Raw genomic sequence first — 21,793 nt, 5'->3', positions numbered from 1 at the left:
ATCAAGCGGACCTCGCGGACGCGTGGCGCGACTCATGCGTTGGCACGCCACGGCGGCGGATCGAGAAACTGCCGCGCGGCTTCGAGAAAGACCCGCTGGCGCGCCGAACGGCCGGTGCGCGACGGCAACAGCGCCGTCACCGGCGCGGACGGCAGGTGCCAGCCGGGCAGCAGCCGGACGAGCTTGCCGTTCGCGAGTAGCGGCGCGACGTCCCACTCCGAGCGTTCGACGATGCCGAGCCCGGCCAGCGCCCATTCGGTGATGACGGTGCCGTCGTTCGACGACAGCGCGCCGGAAACGCGAATGACGGCGGACCGCCGCGACTCACCCTTGACGTCACCATCGGGCGAGAAACGCCAGCGCGGAATGTCCTCGTCGTTTTCGCGCAGGCACAGGCAGTCGTATCGCGCGAGGTCGGACGGATGATTCAGGTCCTTGATGCGGCGCGCATAAGCCGGGCTCGCACACAGGAAACGCTCGTTGGGCGCGAGCGGATAGCCGATCCACGACGACGACCTGAGGCTGCCGACATGGACGACCACGTCGGCTCCCGGCGCGCTGGTCAGCGGGCTCTCCGACAGGTGCAGCGAGATTTCGAGCTTCGGGTGCGCGCGCTGCACATCGCGCACGATCCGCGCGACGTACTGGCGGCCGAAGCCGAGCGGAGCGACGACGCGCAGCGTGCCCTGCACGTCGCCGTGATCGCCCGCGATGCTGACCGGCAGCGCCTCCACGCGCTCGAGAATGCCGACGGCCTCCTGGTAGAGCCGCTGCCCTTCGTCGGTCAGCGCAATCCCTTTCGGCTGCCGCACCGCGAGCCGCGCGTTCAGGCGCGCTTCCATCCGCTGCAGGCGAATCGTGACCGCGGGCGGCGTGAGGTCGAGCAGGCGCGCGGCAGCGGCCAGTGAGCGCGACGCGCCGATCGCGCGGACGAGCCGCAGGTCGTCGAGATCGAGCATTTCATGTCTCTTAATGCTGGGGGCGTCGGTCATTAAACCGCATATCACGCGGCGAAGCCATCGACGCGGCGGGACCGCGCTTGTCACATTCGGCCGATACATTGAATTTCCCGATGCCGTCCGGCATTCGGCACGAATTTTCCGATCGATTGACCGACCGTCCGTCATGACCCTCACCCAGCTTCGCAGCTTCATCGCCGTCGTCCAGCACGGCGGCTTCACCGCGGCCGCCCGTGCGCTGTCCACCAGCCAGACGACGATCACGTCGCAGATCCAGACCCTCGAACACGAACACGGCGTCGAGCTGTTCCACCGGCGCGGCCGGCGCGTCGAACTGTCGGCGGTCGGCCTCGAATTCCTGCCGATCGCGCGCCGCATCTGCAGCGACGAGAGCGACGCGGCCGCGCTGCTGCGCGACAGCGGTGCGTTGCAGCGCGGCTCGCTGAGGATCGGCGCGGTCGGCCCGTTCCACGTGACGGAGATGATCGAGGCGTATCACGCGATTCATCCGCGCCTGCACCTGTCGGTCGCGCTCGGCAATTCGGAAACCGTGCTGCGCGATCTCGACCAGTACGTGTGCGACGTCGGCGTGGTGGCGCGTGCGTTCGAGGACGCGCGCTACTTCACGCAGCGCTATGCGAGCTTTCCGGTGATCGCGTTCGTGCGCGCGACCCATCCGTTCGCGACGCGCGACGCGATCACGCTGCGCGAACTGGCCGGCGAGCCGCTGCTGATGCGCGAACCGGGCTCGACGACGCGCCGCGCGCTCGAAGACGCGATGGAGACGGCCGGCCTGACGCCGCGCATCGCGATGGACATCGGCAGCCGCGAGGCGTTGCGCGAGGCCGTCGCGCGCGGGCTCGGCGTCGGCACCGTGTCGAAGGCCGAGTACGTGCCCGACGAGCGGCTGCGGCCGCTGCGCATCGACGGCGATCCGGTCGAAACCCATATCCACGTGTGCTGCCTGAGCGAGCGGCGCGACAGCCGGCTGGTCGCGTCGTTTTTCGAGGCGGTCGCGCGGTGCCGGCCGCTCGACGCGTGACAGCGGATCGTCCGGTGCCGGCCCGCGGCGGCGATCGATCGAAAATTTCGGTCGATCCATCGTCGATCACCGGGATTTTCGATCATGAACGCGTCATCGCGGATGCCTAACCTGCTGCTCAACCCCATTCCATCCAGGGACGAGCATGAACTTCGCTGCAGATTGGCCTTCCCGCATGATTCGTCATGCAGATTATTGGGCCGTGCACGTGCACGGCACGCCGTGTCGCGCGGGAGCGGCGGCATGAGCGACTGGCGCTTTCACAATCCCGTCCGGATCCGCTTCGGCGTCGACGCGCTGGCGGATCTGAACGAGGCGCTCGCCGGGCGCAGCTACGCGATCGTCACGTATCCCGACGCGGTGTTCGCGCGGATCGCCGACCGTGTCGAAGCACAGCTCGGGCCGGCGCTCACGCGGATCGACTGCGTCGAGGCGAACCCGTCGGTGCCGATGCTGCGTCGCGCGTGCGACCGGCTCGCCGCATTGCCCGGCAAGCCGGACGTGCTGATCGCGCTCGGCGGCGGCTCGGTGATCGATTCGGCGAAAGTGCTGGCCGCCGAACACGGCGACTTCGACCGCGTGCTGCGCATCCTGTCCGGCGGCGCCGGCAATGACGATACCGCGCGGCCTGCGCTGCCGATCGTCGCGATCCCGACCACGGCCGGCACCGGCAGTGAAGTGACGCACTGGGCGACCGTCTGGGATCCGCACAACGCGCGCAAGCTGTCGCTGTCGCGGCCCGATCTCTATCCGGAAACGGTGATCGTCGATCCGCGGCTGATGGTCGGCCTGCCGATGCAGCCGACGCTCGCGAGCGGCCTCGACGCGCTGTCGCACGCGCTCGAAAGCATCTGGAACATCCATGCGAACCCGGTGACACGCGGCCTCGCCGTGCAGGCGGCGCGCGAACTGATACGCGGCCTCGGCCGCGTGAATGCGCATCCCGACGATCTCGACGCGCGCAGCGACATGGCGCTGGGCGCGCTGCGCGCGGGGCTCGCGTTCTCGAACACGCATACCGCGCTCGCCCACAACATTTCCTACGCGATCACGCTGACGCGCGGCGTCGCGCACGGCATCGCGTGCTCGTTCTGCCTGCCGGCCGTGATGCAGGCGGCGCTCGGCGTCGACGCCGCGTGCGACGCCGCGCTGCGCGAGATCTTCGGCGATACGGCGACGGCGCCCGCGCAGCTCGGCGCGTTGCTCGACGCGCTCGGCGTCGCGCGCCACCCGGCCGCGTACGGGATCGGCGCGCACGAATGGGCGCAGATCGTGGATCACGCATTCGACGGCGCACGCGGGCGCAACTTCATCGGCACGCGCGCACGCTTTCCGCATTTCGACTTCAGCCCGGAGCAGCCCGAGCGGGCGCTTCACTGACGAGGACTTCCATCATGACACCGTCTCACCCGATCGAAACCGACGCGCTCACGCGTCTCGACAACCTGCCGTGGACACGCTTTCACACGCTGATGCTGGTCGCGCTCGGCGTCGGCTGGGCGCTGGATTCGTTCGAAACCAACATCATCGGCAGCGTGTTCGGCGTGCTCAAGTCGCACTGGCACCTGAGCGCCGCGCAGGGCTCGCTCGCGGTCAGCATCTGGGTGTTCGGGATGCTCGTCGGCGCGATCGCGTTCGGCTATCTCGCCGACCGCTACGGCCGCAAGCGCCTGTTTCTCGCGACGCTGCTCTGGTACGCGTTGTTCAGCGTCGCGACCGTGCTGTCGTGGAACTACGATGCGTTCCTGTTCTTCCGCGCGATGACGGCGCTGGCCGTCGGCGGCGAATATTCGGCGGTGACCGCGACGATGGGCGAGTTCATCCCGAAACGCCATCGCGGCCGCACCGACGCGCTGATCCTGTCGGGCTTCCCGGTCGGTGCGTTGCTGTCGGCGGCCGTGTCGTATCTCGTGCTGAACCAGTTGCCGGCCGAGTGGGCGTGGCGCGTGGGCTTCGGCCTCGGCACGACGATGGCGCTGGTGTTCTTCTGGATTCGCCGCGTGGTTCCGGAGTCGCCGCGCTGGCTGATCCAGCAGGGGCGCGTGGCGGAAGCCGAAGCGATCGTCGCGCAGATCGTCGAGCGCGAGGCACGCGATCCGCGGGTGCAGAACGATCGCGCGCAGCTGACGAAACGTTATACGCCGACCCGTTTCGCGCACCAGGCGCCCGCGTTCTGGCGCAACGTCGGCGAGCTGTTCGGCGCGTACCGCGCGCGCTGCGCGCTGGCCGGGGCGCTGAACTTCTCGCAGGCGGCCGTCGTGTACGGCGTGCTGTCGCTGATGGCGCTCGTGATCCTGCCGTACATGAAGGTACCGTCGACCGACATGCCGGTCTACTACATGATCGGCAACGCCGCGGCGCTCGCGGGCGGTATCGTCGCGGCGCTGCTCGTCGAGGCGTGGGGGCGGCGCGCGTCGCTGTTCGCGAGCTACACGTTCACCGTCGCGGCGATCGTGTTCATCTACGCGATGCATGCGCTGCCCGGCATGGTGCTCGGCTACTGCCTGATCCAGTTCGGCGTCACATGGGCGTACATCTCGGGTTATGTCGTGTCGTCCGAGATCCTGCCGACGCGGATTCGCGCGACGGGGCTCGGGGTGTCGGTCGCGATCGGCCGGCTCGGCGCGGTGATCGCGCCGCTGATGCTGACGAACGTCTACGCGATGTCCGGCGCGCCGTCGGCCGCGCTGATCGTGCTGCTCGTGCTGCTCGTGCTCGCGTTGCCGGGCCCGCTCGCGGCCGGCCTGTGGTGGATCAACGGGCGCGAGACGCGGCGGATTTCGCTCGAGGCGTGCAGCGCGGAAGCCGACGCGCAGCCGGCGGTGGACGCCGCGCCGCGCATCGCGTGACACCCGGCTGCCTGCCAGCCTACGCGTGCAGCCCGAAAATCAGCGACCGGTGTGCGCCCACGCCGGCCGCGACGCCCGATGCCGATGCGAACGTCGCGTTGGTCATCAGGCTCGACGCGTCGCCGGCCGCATACACGCCGGCGACGCTCGTCTGTTTCCACGTATCGACGCGAATCGCGGTGCCGAGCGGCCCTTCGTCGAACGCGCAGCCGAGCTGCTGCGCGAGGTCGCTGGCCATGTCGGTGCGCGCGCCGATGAACAGCGCCTCGACCGGCACGATTTGACCGTCGGCGAGCCGCAGTGCGTCGATACGCGGTGCATCGCCGAGGATCTCGACGACCGGCGAGCGCGCGATGCGCACGCCGCGCGCGGCGAGCAGCGCGGCTTCTTCGTCGTTTTCCTCGACGACGCCCTGCGTGAACCACGTCGTCGGGCCCCAGTCCGGAATCAGGATCGCCTGATGGACCGAGAGCGGATGGGTGGCGAGCACGCCGAGCCGCTGGCCGCTTACTTCGTATCCATGGCAGTACGGACAATGCAGCACGCTGACACCCCAGCGTTCGGCGAGCCCCGGCAGCGCGGGCAGCTCGTCGCGGATGCCGGTCGCGAGGATCAGCCGGTCGGCGCTCGCGCGGCCGCCGTCGGCCAGCGTCACGTGAAAGCGGCCGTTCGCATCGCGTTCGGCCGTGCGCGCCTCGCCTTCGATCAACTGCACCGTCGGATACGCGGCGAGCTGCGCGGTCGCTTCCGCGACGATCTGCGCGGGCGGCTTGCCGTCCTGTCCGAAGAAACCGTGCGCGTGTTCGGCAAAGCGGTTGCGCGGCCGGCCTGCGTCGATCACGAGCACGCGACGGCGTGCCCGTGCCAGCTGCATCGCGGCCGACAGTCCTGCAAAGCTGCCGCCGACCACGATCACTTCATGATGGGTATCCATGTATCCACTCCTTTCTGAACCTGCGTGAATGACACACGTGCTCCGCTGGCGGCCAACTCATGAAACACGAGAAGTTGCATGATAGGGCGATGGTATCATTCATGCAACTTCAGAAGTTTCGAGAGAGGGGAGTGCCGCCCGTGAGAACCGACAGCCGTTTGTCGCGCATGCTGCATGCGCTGATCCACATGGACCAGGCCGACGGCCCGCTGACGTCGGAGACGATCGCGACGATGCTGTGCACGAATCCGGTCGTCGTGCGGCGCTTGCTCGGCGGCCTGCGCGATGGCGGCTACGTGCAGTCGGAGAAAGGGCACGGCGGTGGCTGGGCGTTGAGCGTCGCGCTCGACGACATCACGCTACTCGACGTCTATCGCGCGGTGGGCGAGCCGCCGCTGTTTTCCGACCTGGTGCCGGAGGACGAGCCCGAATGCCTGGTCGAACAGGCCGTCAACGCACATCTGTCGGCCACGCTGAAGGATGCCGAAGCATCGCTGCTGGCGCGCTTCGGCGAAGTCACGCTCGGCATGCTGTCGCGCGATTTCGAGGCGAAGGCGGCCCGGCTGCGCCAGCCGCGCTGACGCATCGCAGCATCGCGGTCGCTCGCGCCTGACGTGCGATCCGGCGCGGCTGAAACTGCCGTGCCGCGATGTTCTGTCCCCCAACTTCTGCCCGGTTCGCCCGCCACAGGGCAAAATACGGGTTTTCCGCACCCGCGAGGGCGCGACCGAATCACGCGCCGGGCGGCGGCAGTGCGCAATCCGCACGCCGCCGCCCGGCGCCCAGGCAAGATCGCTCGCCATGTCGCGAGCCCACAGGAGTCCAGACCCCATGCCCGAATCCAACCTGTCCTTCTTCGGCCGGCTGTCGCTGGCCGTCGGCACGTTCTTCTCCGTGCTCGGCAACCGCGAGTTCGCGGCCGGCGTGCTGCGCGTCCGCGATGGCGCCCCGGCGCCGGTCGCGCCGACCCCGGCCCCGGCTGCCGCGCCGGTTGCACCGGCGCCCGCACCCGTGAAGGCGCCGGCGCCCGAGCTGCGCGAAGCGAGCCCGCAGGCTGCGCTGCAACTGCTCGGCCTGCTGCAGCGCGATGCGCGCTTCATCGATTTCGTCGAGGAAGACATCGCCGGCTACGCGGACGCCGATATCGGTGCCGCCGCTCGCCTCGTGCACGACGGCTGCCGCGCTGCGCTGCGCGAACACTTCACGATCGTGCCGGTGCGCGATGAAGCGGAAGGCAGCCGCGTGACGCTGCCGGCCGGCTTCGACGCGACGGCCGTGCGCGTGACGGGCAACGTGGTCGGCTCGGCACCGTTCACGGGCACGGTCAGCCATCGCGGCTGGCGTGTGGCCGACGTGCGCCTGCCGAAGCTGACGGGCAGCCACGACGCTTCGGTGGTCGCACCGGCGGAGGTGGAACTGTGAGCGATCCGCGCTATTCGATCGGTATCGACCTCGGGACGACCCACTGCGCGCTGTCGTATGTCGACAGCAGCGCAAGCGACGGCGAAAAGATCACGCAGCAAGTGCTGCCGATCGCGCAGCTGACCGCGCCCGGCGCGCTGGAATCGCGCGACCTGCTGCCGTCGTTCCTCTATCTGCCGCATGAAAGCGAACTGACGCAGGGCGACCTGACGCTGCCGTGGACGGCATCGCGCGCCTTCGCGGTTGGCGAAATGGCACGCACGCGCGGCGCCGGCACGCCGATCCGCCTCGTGTCGAGCGCGAAGAGCTGGCTGTGCCACCCCGGCGTCGACCGCCGCGCGGCGATCCTGCCGAGCGATGCGCCGCCGGAAGTGTCGCGCGTGTCGCCGCTGGAAAGCTCGATCCGCTACCTGACGCACCTGCGCGAAGCGTGGGACCACGCGCATCCCGATGCGCCGTTCGCCGACCAGGACGTAACGGTCACGATCCCCGCGTCGTTCGATCCGGCCGCGCGCGAACTGACGGCCGAGGCGGCACGCGCCGCCGGCTACTCGCGGATGACGCTGCTCGAGGAGCCGCAGGCCGCGCTGTACAGCTGGATCCAGAAGAGCCAGGGCGGCTGGCGCAAGCAGGTGCAGGTTGGCGACCTGATCCTGTGCGTCGACGTCGGCGGCGGCACGACCGACCTGTCGCTGATCGCGGTGGTCGAGCGCGACGGCAATCTCGAACTGCATCGCGTGGCCGTTGGCGAGCACATCCTGCTCGGCGGCGACAACATGGACCTCGCGCTCGCGCACGTGGTCGCACGCAAGCTCGCGCAGCAGGGCACCCAAGCCGATCCGTGGCAACTGCGCGCGCTCACGTACGCGTGCCGCGCCGCGAAGGAAACGCTGCTGTCCGACCCGTCAGCCGATGCGGTGCCGCTCGTCGTGCCGAGCCGCGGCTCGAAGCTGATCGGCGGCTCGATCCGCACGGAGCTCACGCGCGCCGAACTCACGCAGACGATCCTCGAAGGCTTCTTCCCGCAGGTCGATGCCGCTGCGCGCCCGGTGAGCCGCGCGCGGGTCGGCCTGACGCAGCTCGGCCTGCCGTATGCGCAGGACGCGGGCATCACGCGCCATCTCGCGGCGTTCCTCGGCCGCCAGGTCGCGGCGCTCGACTCGCTCGAAGGCGTGCAGCGCACGCTGCCGCAGGGCGCGACGTTCCTGCATCCGACCGCCGTGCTGTTCAACGGCGGCGTGTTCAAGTCGACGCTGCTCACGCAGCGCGTGCTCGATACGCTCAACAGCTGGCTGGCCGCCGAAGGCGCGCCGCCCGCGCGCCTGCTCGAAGGCGCCGATCTCGACCTCGCGGTCGCGCGCGGCGCGGCGTACTACGGCTTTGTGAAGCGCGGCCGCGGCGTGCGCATTCGTGGCGGCACGGCGCGTGCGTACTACGTCGCGATCGAGTCGGCGATGCCGGCGGTGCCGGGGCTCGAACCGCCGGTGCAGGCGCTGTGCGTCGCGCCGTTCGGGATGGAGGAAGGCTCCGACGCCGCGCTGCCGCCGCAGGAGTTCGGCCTCGTCGTCGGCGAACCGGTGCAGTTCCGCTTCTTCGGTTCGTCGGTGCGCCGCCAGGACCAGGTCGGCACGCTGCTCGACTACTGGTCGCCGGAAGAGCTGCAGGAACTGGAAGAAATCCAGGCGACGCTGCCCGCCGAAGGGCGCACGATCGGCGAAGTCGTGCCCGTGAAGCTGCATGCGCGCGTGACCGAAGCCGGCACGCTCGAACTCGAGGCGATCCCGAGCGGCACGAACGAGCGCTGGAAGGTCGAGTTCGACGTGCGCGGCGCCGCCTGAGCGCGATGAAGCGTTATACGGTCGGCATCGACCTCGGCACGAGCAATACGGTCGTCGCGTACGTCGAGGCCGGTTCCGACGCGATCCGCGTATTCGACGTCGAGCAACTGGTCGGCCCCGGCGCGGTGGCCGCGCAGCCGCTGCTGCCGTCGGTGCGCTATCACCCGGCGGCCGGCGAATTGCCGCCGGACGCGTTGCGGCTGCCGTGGGCGGCCGATGCGAAGGCGAACGCCGCCGGTGTGCCGCCGGCCGTGATCGGCCGCTATGCGCGCACGCTCGGCGCGCAGGTGCCGGGCCGGCTCGTGTCGAGCGCGAAGAGCTGGCTGTCGCACGCAGCGGTCGACCGGCTCGCGGCGATCCTGCCGTGGGGCGCGGCCGACGGCGTCGACAAGGTGTCGCCGGTCGATGCGAGCGCAAGCTATCTCGCGCATGTGCTCGATGCGTGGAACGCGCGCTTTCCCGATGCGCCGCTCGCGCAGCAGGACGTGATCCTGACGGTGCCCGCGTCGTTCGACGACGGCGCGCGCGCGTTGACGATCGAGGCCGCGCGGCGCGCGAAGCTGCCCGCGCTGCGGCTGCTGGAAGAGCCGCAGGCCGCGTTCTACGACTGGTTGTACGGTCAGCGCGACACGCTGCGCGATACGTTTGCCGCCGCGCGGCGCGTGCTGATCTGCGACGTCGGCGGCGGCACGACCGACCTCACGCTCGTCGATGTTGCGCCAGGCGACGACGGCGAGCCGGCGTTTACGCGCGTCGGCGTCGGCAATCACCTGATGCTCGGCGGCGACAACATGGACCTCGCGCTTGCGCGCCTGGTCGAAACGCGGCTGACCGAGCCCGGCACGCGGTTGTCGGCCGCGAGCCTGTCGCAGCTCGTCGAGCGCTGCCGCGCGGCGAAGGAGCGGCTGCTCGGCGACGACGCGCCGGCGTCCGTCACCGTCACGCTGCTCGGCGCAGGCAGCAAGCTCGTCGGCGGCGCGCGCTCGGCCGAGCTGACGCGGCAGGAAGTCGAGCAGATCGTCGTCGACGGTTTCTTTCCGCAGGTCGAAGCCGGCGAGCTGCCGCGCCGTGCGCGCGCGGCGATCGTCGAATTCGGGCTGCCGTATGCGAGCGACGCGGCCGTCACGCGGCACGTCGCCGCATTCCTGAACCGTCATGCGGAAGGCCCGCTGCCCGACACGCTGCTGCTCAACGGCGGCGTGTTCCGCGCGGGCGCGCTCGCCGGCCGTCTCGCGCAGACGCTCGGCGCGTGGCGCGGCGCGCCGCTCGACGTGTTGCACAACGCGCATCCGGATGTGGCCGTCGCGCGTGGTGCCGTCGCATACGGGCTTGCGCGAGCCGGGCGTGCGCCCCGTATCGGCGGCGGCTCCGCGCGCAGCTATTTCCTTGTGCTCGACGACGGTGCGGCCGATTCGGCCGCGCGCGGCGTCTGCCTGCTGCCGCGCGGTACGGAAGAGGGCCGCGAGATCCGGCTCGACGATCGCACGTTCGCGTTGCAGCTCGGACAGCCGGTGCGTTTCCACCTCGTGTCGACGGTGGCCGAGACGAAGTATCAACCCGGCGATCTCGTCGATCTCGACGGCGGCGATTTCGTGCGGCTGCCGCCGATCGCGACGGTCGTCGACGCAAAGGCGGGCAGCGACGCACGCGAAACGCCGGTGAAGCTCACCGCGTCGCTGACGGAGGTCGGCACGCTCGAAATGCACTGCATCGCGACCGACGACGCGGCGCGCCGCTGGCGGCTCGAATTCCAGTTGCGCGGCGATGCGCCGGTGCAAGGCGACGATGCCGGGCCCGCGCGGCATCCGCGGCTCGACCAGGCGATCGAGCTGATCGAGCGCTCGTTCGGCAGCAAGGCCGCGGACGTGACGCCGAAGGACACGCGCCGGTTACGCGTACAACTTGAGCACGTGCTCGGCGCGCGCGAAGCGTGGGATGTGGCGCTCGCGCGAGAACTGTTCGACGCGTTGCTCGCGCGCGCACGGCGCCGACGCCGCTCGGCCGATCACGAACGCGCGTGGCTGAACCTTGCCGGTTATTGCCTGCGTCCGGGTTTCGGTCATCCGCTCGATGCATGGCGCATCGAGCAGCTGTGGCCGCTGTTCGACGACGGGATTCAATACGTGACCGACGGACAGGTGTGGTCCGAGTGGTGGACGCTGTGGCGGCGCGTGGCCGGCGGCCTCGACGACGATGCGCAGACGCAGGTGCGTGACGCGATCGCGTTCCTCGAACCGTCGGACGACAAGCGCCGCAAGCTGCCGTTCGATCCGGGCAAGGTCGGCCCGGCCGACATGACACGGCTGTCCGCGTCGCTCGAACGGCTGCCGGTCGAGCGCAAGGTCGAACTGGCCGAGCGCCTGATCGCGCAACTGCAGAAGCCGGCCGAGCGTGCGCTTTGCGCGTGGGCGCTCGGGCGGATCGGTGCGCGCCGGCCGTTCTACGGCAGCGCGCACAGTGTGGTGCCGGCGGAAGTGGCCAATGGCTGGCTCGATGCGCTGTTCGCGCTCGACTGGAAACAGGTCGAGCCGGCCGCGTTCGCGGCCGCACAGATTGCGCGGATGACCGGCGATCGTTCGCGCGATTTGCCCGACGCTATGCGCGAGGCGGTCATCAAGCGCCTGTCGGCTGCGAATGCATCGTCGGCCTGGATCGACATGGTGCGTGAAGCGATCGCATTCGACGAAGCCGATACGGTGCGCGTGTTCGGTGAGACATTGCCGGCCGGATTGAAGCTGCTGGCCGTTTGAACGGCGTGCAGGATGCTTCGGCCTCGTTCGCAGGTCGAAGCATCCGGTTGCGTCGGCGGTAACGTGAGGCCGATGCGCTTTCCCTTCAGGCGTGCGATACCGCTTCGCGTTGCCGGTCCACTGCTTCGATTTCCGGCGCATCGTGCGCCGCATGACGCCGCGCGAGATGAATCCCCGCGAGCATGCAGCGCACCGACCCGCCGGCCAGTTCGATCGTCGGCACGTCGAGCGGTAGCAGCCGCGCGGAGCGTTCGATCACCGTTCGCTGGTCGCGCGTGAGGCAATCGAACGCACGTCGCGACAGCGCGAGCACGCGGCCGTCCTTGCCCGACAGTTCCAGCGTATTGCCGGCGAAATTCTCGATTTGCGATTGATCGAGCGCGATCACCGCGCGTCCCGTTTCGGTCAGGCGTTGTGCGATTTCGCCGCGGCGCCGGCTGTCGGCGATCAGGTCGAGGCCGACCATCGCGAATTCGGTCGCGACGCTCATCATCACGTTCGTGTGATAAATCGGCCGCCCGCTCGCATCGGCGGTATCGAAGCAGATCGGCTCGAAATTGAAGTTCGTGCAGAAGCGTTCGAGCGCGACCGGATCGGCGCGGCGCGAACGCGCCGTGTACGCGATCCGTGCGACGTGGTCGAGCACCATCGCGCCGGTGCCTTCGAGAAACACGTCGTCGTATTCGAGCCCCGAGTAGTCGATCACGTCCTGCACGCGATACTCGGCCTTCAGCATCTCGATCACGTCCGCGCGCCGCTCGCGGCGGCGGTTTGGGCTGTACATCGGAAACAGCGCGACATGGCCGCCCGGATGCGTCGAGAACCAGTTGTTCGGGAACACGGAGTCGGGCGTGTCGCGCTCGCCGTGGTCGTCGAACACGTGCACGCGCACGCCCGCGTCGGCAAGCGTCTGCGCGGCGGCCGTGACTTCGTCGCGCGCGGCGGCCGATACCGACGGTGTGTCGCCCGCGCCGCCGCCGGCCGTGCGCTGGAACGCATTGTCGGCCGCGGTCTGCGGGTTCGGCAGGAAGCGGTGCGGCCGGATCATCACGACGGCGGCCGGCGCCTGGATCGATACGAGATTCATGAAAGGCAGGAGCGAAGGGCAGGAAAACGGGCGGCGCACGGGCCGCCCGCGGATGACGGTCAGCGCGCGAACGCGGCGACGGCTTCGGTCACGAACGCAGCGTGACCCTGCGCGATCGCAGCGGGGTCGTCGATCAGCGCGAACAGGTTCTTCGGATCGACGGCCGGCGGAATCAGCGCGATCTCGACGCCCGCGTTGTGCTGCTGCGCGAGCGCGTACAGGTAGCGCAGCGCCGAGTAATCCTCGAGCGCGAAGCCGACCGAATCGAACACGGTGACTTCATCCGCGCGTTCGCGGCCGGTCGTCTCGCGTTGCAGCACGCGCCACAGTTCGGTGACGGGGAAGTCGGCCGGCATCTGCTGGATCTCGCCTTCGATGCGCGACTGCGGCTCGAATTCGACGAACACGCGGCCTGCGTGCAGCACGCCCGCTTCGAGCTCGGTCTTGCCGGGGCAATCGCCGCCGACGGCGTTCAGGTGCATGCCGGGCTCGATCATGTCGGCCGTGACGATGGTCGCGTACGCCTTGTCGGCGGTGACGGTCGTCACGATGTCGGCGCCGCGCACGGCGTCGGCGGTCGATGCCGCGCGCACGACGCGCAACGCCGGATACGCGGCGAGGTTCTGCACGAGCTTGTCGGTCGCGAGCGGATCGACGTCGAATACGCGGATTTCGTCGATGCCGAGCAGCGTGTGGAACGCGATCGCCTGGAATTCGCTCTGCGCGCCGTTACCGATCAGCGCCATCTTGCGCGAATCGGGCCGCGCCAGCAGCTGGGCGGCGAGCACCGACGTGGCGGCCGTGCGCAGCGCGGTGGTGAGCGTGAGTTCGGCGAGCAGCAGCGGGTAGCCGGTATCGACTTCGGCGAGCGCGCCGAACGCCATCACCGTGTGCATGCCGCGCGCCGCGTTGACGGGGTGGCCGTTCACGTACTTGAACGCGAACAGCGACGCGTTCGCGACGGGCATCAGCTCGATCACGCCGTCGCGCGAATGGCAGGCGACGCGCGGCGACTTGTCGAAATCGGCCCAGTGCAGGTAATCGGCGCGCAGCGTGTCGACGAGTTCGCGCAGGAACGTCGTCACGCCGGTCCTGGCGATCAGGCGGGCGGTGGCGGGAACGTCGAGGAAGCGGGTCATCGGTCTGTCTCCATATTCAGTGCCGGTACGGGTGTCCTGGCGTTCTGGTCGACCGGGCGGGGCTTCGGCGCGCGTCCGGGCTTCCTGGAAAAGCCTCGGCGCGGCGTGGTCGGCCGGTCGATGGAGTCATTATTTCCGTGAGTCGAGCCAACAAAAAGACAGCAAAAGTGGCAGATTTCTCGATAGACTTGGCAAATTGCCAGCCCATTCCGGCAATGTGTCCGGTTTGCACTGGCCGGAATGCGCAGTCTCCGGCACGCTGGCGGCCGGCTCACGCTCAACTGGAAGCCCGTTCATGATCACGCTCGACGACGTCGACCGTCAGCTCATCGCACTGCTGCGCGACAACGCGCGACTGCCCGTCGTCGCGCTGGCGAAGGCATTGCGCGTCGCGCGTGCGACCGTGCAGAACCGGCTGACGCGGCTGGAGAAAAACGGCGTGATCGTCGGTTATACGGTGCGGCTCAAGCCGGCGGCGGAACGCCACCGGATCCGCGCGCTGATGTCGATCGCGGTGCAGGGCAATCGCGGCGCGGAGGTGGTGAAGGTGCTGCGCGGGCATCCGAACGTCGCGTCGATCCACAGCACGAACGGGCGCTGGGATCTCGTCGCCGAGCTGCATGCCGATTCGCTCGAGCACTTCGATCGCGTGCTCGGTGCGATCCGGCTGATCGACGGGATCGCGAATACCGAGACGAGTATCTTGCTGTCGACGCACAAGGCGTAACGCGGGCGGGGCCCGCAGCCCGTCTTTCCGTGCAGTCAGGCGCTGGCCGCCGGTTCCGGAAACACCGGTTCGCCCAGTGTCAGCATCAGCCGGTTCGCCCACGCGAAGATCGCAACCGCGTGCGACAGATCGAGAATCTCTTCGTGCGTCAGCCCTTCGGCTTCGAGCGCCGCGATGGCGCGTTCGTCGATCGCATCGGGGTGTTCGGTCAATGCGATCGCATAACGGACGATCGCGCGTTCGCGCGTCGTCGTGCCGGCCGTCGCCGGATCGTCGAACACCTGCTCGATCGCATCGGTGCGTTTCGCGAGTTGCGCGAAGCGCTGCGCATGCACCGACGCGCAATACACGCAGCCATTCACGCGCGATACGGCCGTGCTGGCCAGTTCGCGCTCGGCGCGTGAGAGTCCGCCGGGACCGTACATGATCGCGTTGAACACGCCCGAGCGTTGTCGCAGGATCTCGGGCAGATGGACGAGCAGCAGGTAGTAGTCGGACGTCTTCGCCTGCGGGTGGCTCGCTTCGAGCACCGCAAGCTGATCGGGCGTCGCGGCATCGAGCGAGACCGTGTCGAGCCAGGCGCGCCAGCCGAGCGTGTCGGACGTGAAGCCGTGCGTTGCCGTCGTCATGCAGCCTCCCTGGTCTTGCGTGCCTGAAGCGCACGGGCGGCAACGGCAACGCGCAACTGATAGGCGACGAACGCCACGAGCTGCGACAGCGCGACGATCGCGGGCGTCGTGAGGCCGGCCGACTTCAGCGCGTCGAGATCGGATGCGCGCGCATCGACAGCGGAGAGCGCCAGGCGCTTCGCGTGCGCGAGGATCGCGCCAACGCGTTGCGGCAGTGCGTCGAACGCGTCGGCATCGGCCTGTTCGATGTCGCCGGCCGAGCCGCCCGCGTCGAGCAGCCGGGCGCGATAGGTGTCGGCCAGCGCGGATGCATTCGACTTCCGCGCGACATACCGTGCCGCATGCAGCCGCTCGACCAGCGAAAGATCGGGCAATGCGGGATCGAACAACGCGGCTTCGCTCAACTGCGTATGCAGCAGCACCTTGGCGCGTGCACGGCGCAGCGCGGCGACGGCGTCGCCGTCGCGCAGGCCCGCGACCGCGTCGATCGTATCCGGCACGGCGGCCGGCGTGATGGAATCAGTCATCGTTTCGTTTTTCCTTCTTCGTCGGTGTGATCGATGGCGCGCGGTCACGCATCGGCGTCGCGCCATTCGTCGCCTTGCAGTTCGGCATTCGCGTAAGCAACGAGCGCGTCGTAGTGGCGGTCGCGGTCGGCGTCGAACAGCCGGCTCGCGATACCGCGCGCCAGCCGCTTCGCGCCCGCGCTGATCGCCGGAATATCACCGGACAGCTTGCCGTGGCTCAGGCTCGCCGCATGGTTGAAGCAATGGATACGCGTGACGGCCGGGCATGCCCCGCGCTCGCGCTCCTGGAACGCGAACGCGGGGCCGAGGTCGGGTGACTCGGCAAGCTCGTCGAGCCGCAGATCCGGTTCCGGTCGATAGCGATCCTTCCAGCGCCGCACGTGCGCGCCGAACGATGCGAATTCCGCGCGCGTCGTCCAGTCCGAATGAAAGCCGGTCGCGAAAATCAGGAAGTCCACCGTGTAACGTCCGCGCGGCGTCGTCACATCGAGGCCGCCCGCGTGGCCGGCAAGCGTCTCGATCGGGCTGCCCGCATGGAAATGCGCATGCGCGTGGCGCGATACGCGCAGCACGCTGTCGCGCGGCGGCGGCGTTTGCGACGTCAGCGCGTAGTGCATGAAGCGCCACTTCGTCGCGTCGTCGAGATCGGCATAGCCGTACACGAGCCCCGGGCTGCCGATGCCGGTCAGCTTGTTGATGCGCGGGATGTCCGCGCGGCGGAAGAACAGGTCGACGCGCGCGGCGCCCGCTTCGAGTGCGGTGCCCGCGTTGTCGAATGCGGACGCGCCCGCACCGACTACGCCAACGCGCTTGCCTGCGAGCGCCGCAAAGTCGATCGGCTCGGATGAATGGGCCCAGCGCGTGCGCGGTGCGCGTTGCGCGACGGGCGGTACATACGGGCCACCGAGACCGTCACGGCCGGTCGCGAGCACGACGTGCCGCGCGAGCAGCGTCTGCGCCTCGCCGTTGCCGCGCACGTCGAGCGCGAGCAGGCCGTCGTCGCGCGGGCGCAGCGCGACGAGCGTCGTGTCGTTGCGCACCTGCAGGTCGAGCACGCGCCGATACCAGCGCAGGTAGTCCATCCATTGCGTGCGCGGAATCTTGTAGAGCGCGTCCCACGCGTCGCGGCCGAATTGCGCTTCGAACCACGCGCGGAACGTCAGCGCGGGCAGGCCGAGCGCGGGGCCGGCAAGTTGTTTCGGGGAACGCAGCGTTTCCATCCGCGCGAACGTGACCCACGGGCCTTCATAACCGGCCGGCGCGCGGTCGATCACGCACTGGTTGTCGATGCCGAGCAGGCGCAGTTCGGCGGATGCCGCGAGCCCCGCCATGCCGCCGCCGACGATCGCGACGTCGAGCACGCGTGCGCCGTCCGCTTCGCGCGGCGGCACCCACGACGGCGCGGGCAGGTCGAGCCAGCGCAGATCCTGCGCGAGCCGTGCTTCGAGTGCGTCGAGCGGTGTCGTCACGCGGCCTCCGGTCGTGTGCGGCGCGCACGTGCGGCGCGTGGCGGGCGTGCGGCCCGCTCGCTGCGCAGCCGGTCGCCGCGCAGCAGCGCATCGTGCGCGGCGGCGTCGTGAAAGATCACGTCGTCGAGCAGTGCGCGCGTCGTGCGATGCAGCGCGTCGAGCAGCGCATCGACGGCGGCCGTGCGCGGCTTGCCCGCCGGGGTTGCGACGCCGAATGCGAACGGGATGTCGACGTCGAGCGGGCGTGCGACGACGCCGTCCACCGGCAGCGCGACGCCCGTCGCCGGATCGACGATGCCGATTCCGATGCCCGCGCGCGCGGCCATCACCGCATTCAGCGACGCATTGGTTTCGATGAACACGCGCGCATCGACGCGCGCGGCGGCGAACGCCGCGTCGATCCGCTGGCGCAGCCGGTGCCGGTTCGCGACCGTCACGATGCGACGGCGCGCGAGATCGCGCAGCGCGATACGTGGCTTCGCAGCGAGCGGATCGCCGGCGGGCAGCACGGCGACGCAAGGGGTCTGTGCGATCCAGTGCACGTCGAGCCCGGCATGCGCCATCGGCAGCGTGACGACGCCGACGTCCGCCGTGCCGGCCAGCACTTCGTGCACGACATGCTCGGCCGATTCGCTGCGCAACTGGTAATGCGGCGCGTGTGCGTCGTCGGGTAGCGCGGCGAGCGCGGCCGGCACGAGCGTGGCCGCGAGCGACGGCGTTGCCGCGATGCGCACGGGTTCGGCCGTTTCGTTGCCGAGCGCGCGTGCCCGCGCCTCGATCGCGCGCAGGCCGACCAGCGAGCGCTCGACTTCCTCGTACAGCAGGAACGCGCGCCGTGTCGGTGTGACGCGCGGGCCGTGCCGGTCGAACAGCGCGTAGCCGAGATCGGCTTCCAGCTCCTGGATCTGCCGCGTGACGGCCGGCTGCGAGCGGCCGAGCAATTCGCCCGCGCCGGTCACGCTGCCGGCCGACATGACCGCGGAAAAGGCTTCGAGTTGATGCAGCTCCATGACGCGTTCCGATGATGCGATTTGCGCATTGTAGGAGTGTGAGCATGCGTGATTCATATAATGATTTTTGCTATCGACAGCGTGAAAACTGCGAAGCGTGTGATCGCTGCGGTGGCCGGTTGCACACGCATGCGCACCGAATGTGTGGGGCGACCCGAAGGAAACACCCATCGAATCAACGCGATGCGACGTATGTCGATGCAGCGTGCAAAGCGGGTCGAACGGATGACCGTTCGCGTATGTGATCCGCTTCGCGTCGCACGCGATATCGATATGCGCAAAACTTCGTTGGATCGTCCTGAACCGGATGGTTACATGCCCTCACTCTTTTCGACCGATTGAAGCTGGGGGACGCATGAACGTTTCGGGGAACGACACACGCGGCGCATGGCGGCGCGTACTGGGCACGGTGGCGGCGCTCGCTGCCGCATGGAGTTTGTCGGCCGGCGGCGCGCTCGCGGCGGGCGTGTCGGGCGAGCCGGTGGTGGTCGGCGTGAGCGGGCCGCTGACGGGCCAGGACGCGCAATACGGCGAACAATGGAAGCGCGGCTTCGATCTCGCGCTCGACGAGATCAACGGCAGCGGCGGCATTCACGGCCGGCCGCTCGCGATCGACTTCCAGGACAGCCGCAGCGACCCGCGTCAGGCAGTGGCGATCGCGCAGAAGTTCGTCGCCGATCCGCGCATCGCGATCGAGCTGGGTGACTTCTCGAGCGCGACGTCGATGGCCGCGTCGCCGATCTATCAGCGCGGCCAGCTGGTGCAGTTCGGCTTTACGAATTCGCATCCGGATTTCACGAAGGGCGGCGACTATCTGTGGAGCACCGCGCTGAGCCAGGCCGAAGAGCAGCCGCTGCTCGCACGCTATGCGGTGAAGGAACTCGGCTTCAAGCGGATCGCGGTGCTGTACCTGAACACCGACTGGGGCCGCACCAGCAAGGACATCTTCGCGAAGGCGGTCGCCGGGCTCGGCGCGCAGGTCGTCGCGGCCGAGGGCTACCAGCCGGCCGAGAAGGATTTCCGCTCGACGCTCGTGCGGATCGGCGCGTCGAAGCCCGATTCGATCGTGCTGATCTCGTACTACGCGGACGGCGCGCAGATCGTGCGGCAGGCGCGCACGTCGGGCGTCACGCTGCCGATCGCGGCGGTCGGCTCCGTGTATTCGCCGAAGTTTCTCGAGCTGGGCGGCACGGCCGTCGAAGGCGTCTACACGGAATCGAACTTCTTCCCGGCCGAGCCGCGCCCCGAGGTGCAGGCGTTCGTGCAGCGCTATCGCGCGAAATTCCATGCCGATCCCGATTCGTTCGTCGCGCGTGCGTACGACGCGCTGATCCTGTCGGCGGAAGTGCTGCGCCGCTACGGCACGACGCGCCAGGCCGCGCACGACGGCTTCGCGAAGGTCGGCGACGTGCCGAGCGTGATCTTCGGCAAGGTGCGCTTCGATCCGCAGACACGCCGTGTTGCAGGCGCGCGCACCGTGTACCTGGTCGTGAAGCAGGGGCAGTGGGCGCTGTGGGATGGCGCGAAGCCGCAGCTCGCGGCGCGCTGAACCCGACATGAACCGCATGCAAGTGACGGACGCATCGTGATGGCTTCCTGGCTCGACTACACGCTCAACGGCCTCATCGTCGGCAACATCTACGCGCTGCTCGCGGTCGGGCTCGCGCTGATCTTCGGCGTGTCGCACCTGATCAACTTCGCGCACGGCTCGGTCTACATGGTCGGCGCGTTCATCGGCTGGCTGTGCCTGACGCGCTTCGGGCTGCCGCTGCCGGTCGCACTGGCGGCGGTCGTCGCCGGCTGCGGCGCGCTCGGCGTTGCGATCGAGCGGATCGGGCTGCGGCCGCTGCGCCACGCGGCGCGCATCGCGCCGCTGCTCGCGACGATCGGCATCAGCTTCATCCTCGACCAGCTCGCGCAGCTCGCATTCGGCGCGGACCCGCGCGCGGTGCCGACGCCGCTGCCCGACTGGCACGTGCGGATCGCCGGCGCGACGCTCGGCTCGCTCGACCTGCTGATCGCGGGCATCGGTATCGCGGCGGCCGCGCTGCTGTACGGCTTCCTGCGTTTCACGCGGCTCGGCTGGGCCGTGCGCGCGACCGCGCAGGATCGCGATGCGGCGCTGCAGATGGGCGTCGACGTCGATCGTGTGAACCAGACCGTATTCGCGATCGCATGCGCGCTCGGCGGCGTGAGCGGGCTGCTGGTCGGCATGTACTACAACAGCATCGATCCGGCGATGGGTTTCCAGGCGACGCTGAAGGGCGTTGTCGCGCTGCTGATCGGCGGGCTCGGCAACGTGCCGGGCGCGATCGCCGGCAGCCTGCTGCTCGGCCTCGTCGAAAGCTACGGCGTCGCGCTGTTCGGCACGAGCTATCGCGACCTGTTCGCATTCGGGCTGCTGATCGTGTTCCTCGTGTGGCGGCCGAACGGCCTGTTCAGCGCGAACCGCGCGCTGCCGCCCGAGCCGATGACGGGCACGTTCCTCGCGGCCGCGAAAGCCGTGCGCGTGCCGCGTCCGGTGCTCGTCGCGCTGATCGCGCTGGCGGCCGTGCTGCCGTGGCTCGGCGCGTCGCCCTATGTGCTGCAGACGCTGACCAACGCGTGGCTGTACGGGCTGCTCGCGCTGAGCCTCACGCTCGTCGCGGGCACGGTCGGGCAGATTTCGCTCGGCCATGCCGCACTGCTCGTGATCGGCGCGTATGCGTCGGCGTTGCTGTCGTCGGATCTCGGCTGGCCGCCGGCCGTGACGATCCCGTGCGCGGGCGTCATCACGGCTGTGCTCGGCACGCTGCTCGTCTATCCGGCATTCCGGCTGCGCGGGCACTATGTATCGATCGCGACGCTCGGCATCGGTGAAGTGGTGAGCCTCGTGATCCTGAACTGGGACGGCTTGACGCGCGGCCCGCTCGGCATCACCGGCATCGCGCCGCTGCCGTGGGCGACGACCGCGCGCGCCGCGTACTGGTTCACGTTCGCGGTGCTCGTCGGGTTTGCGCTCGTGCAAGCGCGGCTGCTGCGCTCGCATCTGGGTCGCACGCTGCGCGCGGTGCGCGAGGACGATGTCGCCGCGCGGGCGCACGGCATCGCGCCGAACCGTTACAAGGCGATCGCGTTCGCGGTCGGCGGTGTCGCGGCCGGCGTGAGCGGCGGCATTGCCGCGCACCTGTACAGCTACATCAATCACCAGACCTTCGATTCGCAGGTATCGATCCTCGCGCTGACGATGGTGATCCTCGGCGGGCTCGGCAACGTGCCCGGCAGCATCGCGGGCGCGATCGCGCTGATCGGGCTGCCCGAACTGTTCCGCTGGGCGGCCGACTACCGGATGCTGATCTACGGCCTCGTGCTGCTGCTGCTCGTGCGGTTCCGGCCGCAGGGCCTGCTCGGTACGGTGTAAGAGGGAATGCG

Annotated in this window: 19 protein-coding genes; 11 read left to right on the top strand and 8 right to left on the bottom strand. The window is 69.3% G+C overall.

Annotated features, from left to right (window positions below):
• Positions 1 to 32: 32 nt before the first annotated feature.
• On the bottom strand, positions 33 to 992 hold the full coding sequence (locus tag BLA15945_RS15795; RefSeq protein WP_407045105.1) for a LysR substrate-binding domain-containing protein: 960 nt from the start codon (positions 990 to 992) through the stop codon (positions 33 to 35).
• Positions 993 to 1,125: 133 nt separating this feature from the next.
• On the opposite strand from BLA15945_RS15795, the gene BLA15945_RS15790 reads away from it, so the two are divergent.
• The 3 genes from BLA15945_RS15790 to BLA15945_RS15780 all read left to right on the top strand — a co-directional run bounded on the left by BLA15945_RS15790 (position 1,126) and on the right by BLA15945_RS15780 (position 4,850).
• Entirely contained in the window at positions 1,126 to 2,001 is an 876-nt protein-coding gene (locus tag BLA15945_RS15790; RefSeq protein WP_059237593.1) for a LysR substrate-binding domain-containing protein, read from the top strand.
• Positions 2,002 to 2,244: 243 nt separating this feature from the next.
• Complete coding sequence (gene psrA, locus BLA15945_RS15785; RefSeq protein ID WP_174992866.1) at positions 2,245 to 3,381, top strand: iron-containing alcohol dehydrogenase PsrA; 1,137 nt, start codon at positions 2,245 to 2,247, stop codon at positions 3,379 to 3,381.
• 14 nt (positions 3,382 to 3,395) lie between these two features.
• Entirely contained in the window at positions 3,396 to 4,850 is a 1,455-nt protein-coding gene (locus BLA15945_RS15780) for an MFS transporter (protein WP_174992865.1), read from the top strand.
• 19 nt (positions 4,851 to 4,869) lie between these two features.
• Here the strand turns inward: BLA15945_RS15780 and BLA15945_RS15775 are convergent, their stop codons facing one another.
• Positions 4,870 to 5,784, bottom strand: a complete 915-nt coding sequence (locus BLA15945_RS15775) for an NAD(P)/FAD-dependent oxidoreductase (protein ID WP_174992864.1) — start codon at positions 5,782 to 5,784, stop codon at positions 4,870 to 4,872.
• Between the two features lie 140 nt (positions 5,785 to 5,924).
• On the opposite strand from BLA15945_RS15775, the gene BLA15945_RS15770 reads away from it, so the two are divergent.
• The 4 genes from BLA15945_RS15770 (at position 5,925) to BLA15945_RS15755 (ending at position 11,794) form a co-directional block, all read left to right on the top strand.
• A complete protein-coding gene (locus BLA15945_RS15770; protein ID WP_174992863.1) occupies positions 5,925 to 6,365 on the top strand; it encodes an RrF2 family transcriptional regulator in 441 nt (146 codons plus the stop codon).
• 250 nt (positions 6,366 to 6,615) lie between these two features.
• Positions 6,616 to 7,206, top strand: coding sequence for a DUF2760 domain-containing protein (locus BLA15945_RS15765; RefSeq protein ID WP_059237590.1), 591 nt, complete (start codon positions 6,616 to 6,618; stop codon positions 7,204 to 7,206).
• Positions 7,203 to 9,044, top strand: coding sequence for an Hsp70 family protein (locus BLA15945_RS15760; RefSeq protein ID WP_174992862.1), 1,842 nt, complete (start codon positions 7,203 to 7,205; stop codon positions 9,042 to 9,044). The genes BLA15945_RS15765 and BLA15945_RS15760 overlap by 4 nt, the downstream gene beginning before the upstream one ends.
• A 5-nt stretch (positions 9,045 to 9,049) precedes the next feature.
• Positions 9,050 to 11,794, top strand: coding sequence for an Hsp70 family protein (locus BLA15945_RS15755; RefSeq protein WP_174992861.1), 2,745 nt, complete (start codon positions 9,050 to 9,052; stop codon positions 11,792 to 11,794).
• Positions 11,795 to 11,879: 85 nt separating this feature from the next.
• Here BLA15945_RS15755 and ctlX read toward each other — a convergent pair whose 3' ends face one another.
• Entirely contained in the window at positions 11,880 to 12,881 is a 1,002-nt protein-coding gene (ctlX, locus tag BLA15945_RS15750; RefSeq protein WP_174992860.1) for a citrulline utilization hydrolase CtlX, read from the bottom strand.
• 59 nt (positions 12,882 to 12,940) lie between these two features.
• Positions 12,941 to 14,020, bottom strand: a complete 1,080-nt coding sequence (locus BLA15945_RS15745) for an ornithine cyclodeaminase (protein ID WP_059237586.1) — start codon at positions 14,018 to 14,020, stop codon at positions 12,941 to 12,943.
• Positions 14,021 to 14,315: 295 nt separating this feature from the next.
• Here BLA15945_RS15745 and BLA15945_RS15740 point away from each other — a divergent pair, with 295 nt between their 5' ends.
• A complete protein-coding gene (locus tag BLA15945_RS15740; RefSeq protein WP_059237585.1) occupies positions 14,316 to 14,747 on the top strand; it encodes an Lrp/AsnC family transcriptional regulator in 432 nt (143 codons plus the stop codon).
• Positions 14,748 to 14,782: 35 nt separating this feature from the next.
• On the opposite strand, the gene BLA15945_RS15735 is transcribed toward BLA15945_RS15740, so the two are convergent.
• From BLA15945_RS15735 to BLA15945_RS15720, 4 genes are read right to left on the bottom strand one after another with little or no spacing between them, the layout of a single operon-like run.
• Entirely contained in the window at positions 14,783 to 15,376 is a 594-nt protein-coding gene (locus BLA15945_RS15735) for a peroxidase-related enzyme (RefSeq protein ID WP_059237584.1), read from the bottom strand.
• Entirely contained in the window at positions 15,373 to 15,903 is a 531-nt protein-coding gene (locus BLA15945_RS15730) for a CMD domain-containing protein (RefSeq protein ID WP_174992859.1), read from the bottom strand. The genes BLA15945_RS15735 and BLA15945_RS15730 overlap by 4 nt, the downstream gene beginning before the upstream one ends.
• Positions 15,904 to 15,947: 44 nt before the next feature.
• Positions 15,948 to 17,372 (bottom strand): NAD(P)-binding domain-containing protein, encoded by a 1,425-nt coding sequence (locus BLA15945_RS15725; RefSeq protein WP_174992858.1) that lies wholly within the window; start codon positions 17,370 to 17,372, stop codon positions 15,948 to 15,950.
• Entirely contained in the window at positions 17,369 to 18,382 is a 1,014-nt protein-coding gene (locus BLA15945_RS15720; protein ID WP_174992857.1) for a LysR family transcriptional regulator, read from the bottom strand. Before BLA15945_RS15720 ends, BLA15945_RS15725 begins: the two co-directional genes overlap by 4 nt.
• A gap of 60 nt (positions 18,383 to 18,442) precedes the next feature.
• Here BLA15945_RS15720 and BLA15945_RS15715 point away from each other — a divergent pair, with 60 nt between their 5' ends.
• From BLA15945_RS15715 to BLA15945_RS15705, 3 genes are read left to right on the top strand one after another with little or no spacing between them, the layout of a single operon-like run.
• Entirely contained in the window at positions 18,443 to 18,724 is a 282-nt protein-coding gene (locus tag BLA15945_RS15715; RefSeq protein WP_174992856.1) for a hypothetical protein, read from the top strand.
• 13 nt (positions 18,725 to 18,737) lie between these two features.
• Positions 18,738 to 19,931, top strand: coding sequence for an ABC transporter substrate-binding protein (locus BLA15945_RS15710; protein WP_059237580.1), 1,194 nt, complete (start codon positions 18,738 to 18,740; stop codon positions 19,929 to 19,931).
• A gap of 39 nt (positions 19,932 to 19,970) precedes the next feature.
• Positions 19,971 to 21,782: an ABC transporter permease gene (locus BLA15945_RS15705; protein WP_174992912.1), complete on the top strand. Its 1,812-nt coding sequence runs from the start codon at positions 19,971 to 19,973 to the stop codon at positions 21,780 to 21,782.
• The last annotated feature ends 11 nt before the right edge of the window (positions 21,783 to 21,793 follow it).

It is taken from the genome of Burkholderia arboris, from assembly GCF_902499125.1.
In the GTDB taxonomy this organism is placed as follows: domain Bacteria; phylum Pseudomonadota; class Gammaproteobacteria; order Burkholderiales; family Burkholderiaceae; genus Burkholderia; species Burkholderia arboris.
This window is presented reverse-complemented; position numbering and strand designations above follow the sequence as displayed.

What these genes read in the sequence shown, in the direction of transcription:
- BLA15945_RS15795 (WP_407045105.1), bottom strand. Translation starts at nt 992, where the DNA reads ATGACCGACGCCCCCAGCATTAAGAGACATGAAATGCTCGATCTCGAC.
- BLA15945_RS15790 (WP_059237593.1), top strand. Translation starts at nt 1,126, where the DNA reads ATGACCCTCACCCAGCTTCGCAGCTTCATCGCCGTCGTCCAGCACGGC.
- psrA (WP_174992866.1), top strand. Translation starts at nt 2,245, where the DNA reads ATGAGCGACTGGCGCTTTCACAATCCCGTCCGGATCCGCTTCGGCGTC.
- BLA15945_RS15780 (WP_174992865.1), top strand. Translation starts at nt 3,396, where the DNA reads ATGACACCGTCTCACCCGATCGAAACCGACGCGCTCACGCGTCTCGAC.
- BLA15945_RS15775 (WP_174992864.1), bottom strand. Translation starts at nt 5,784, where the DNA reads ATGGATACCCATCATGAAGTGATCGTGGTCGGCGGCAGCTTTGCAGGA.
- BLA15945_RS15765 (WP_059237590.1), top strand. Translation starts at nt 6,616, where the DNA reads ATGCCCGAATCCAACCTGTCCTTCTTCGGCCGGCTGTCGCTGGCCGTC.
- BLA15945_RS15755 (WP_174992861.1), top strand. Translation starts at nt 9,050, where the DNA reads ATGAAGCGTTATACGGTCGGCATCGACCTCGGCACGAGCAATACGGTC.
- ctlX (WP_174992860.1), bottom strand. Translation starts at nt 12,881, where the DNA reads ATGAATCTCGTATCGATCCAGGCGCCGGCCGCCGTCGTGATGATCCGG.
- BLA15945_RS15745 (WP_059237586.1), bottom strand. Translation starts at nt 14,020, where the DNA reads ATGACCCGCTTCCTCGACGTTCCCGCCACCGCCCGCCTGATCGCCAGG.
- BLA15945_RS15740 (WP_059237585.1), top strand. Translation starts at nt 14,316, where the DNA reads ATGATCACGCTCGACGACGTCGACCGTCAGCTCATCGCACTGCTGCGC.
- BLA15945_RS15735 (WP_059237584.1), bottom strand. Translation starts at nt 15,376, where the DNA reads ATGACGACGGCAACGCACGGCTTCACGTCCGACACGCTCGGCTGGCGC.
- BLA15945_RS15730 (WP_174992859.1), bottom strand. Translation starts at nt 15,903, where the DNA reads ATGACTGATTCCATCACGCCGGCCGCCGTGCCGGATACGATCGACGCG.
- BLA15945_RS15720 (WP_174992857.1), bottom strand. Translation starts at nt 18,382, where the DNA reads ATGGAGCTGCATCAACTCGAAGCCTTTTCCGCGGTCATGTCGGCCGGC.
- BLA15945_RS15715 (WP_174992856.1), top strand. Translation starts at nt 18,443, where the DNA reads ATGATTTTTGCTATCGACAGCGTGAAAACTGCGAAGCGTGTGATCGCT.
- BLA15945_RS15710 (WP_059237580.1), top strand. Translation starts at nt 18,738, where the DNA reads ATGAACGTTTCGGGGAACGACACACGCGGCGCATGGCGGCGCGTACTG.
- BLA15945_RS15705 (WP_174992912.1), top strand. Translation starts at nt 19,971, where the DNA reads ATGGCTTCCTGGCTCGACTACACGCTCAACGGCCTCATCGTCGGCAAC.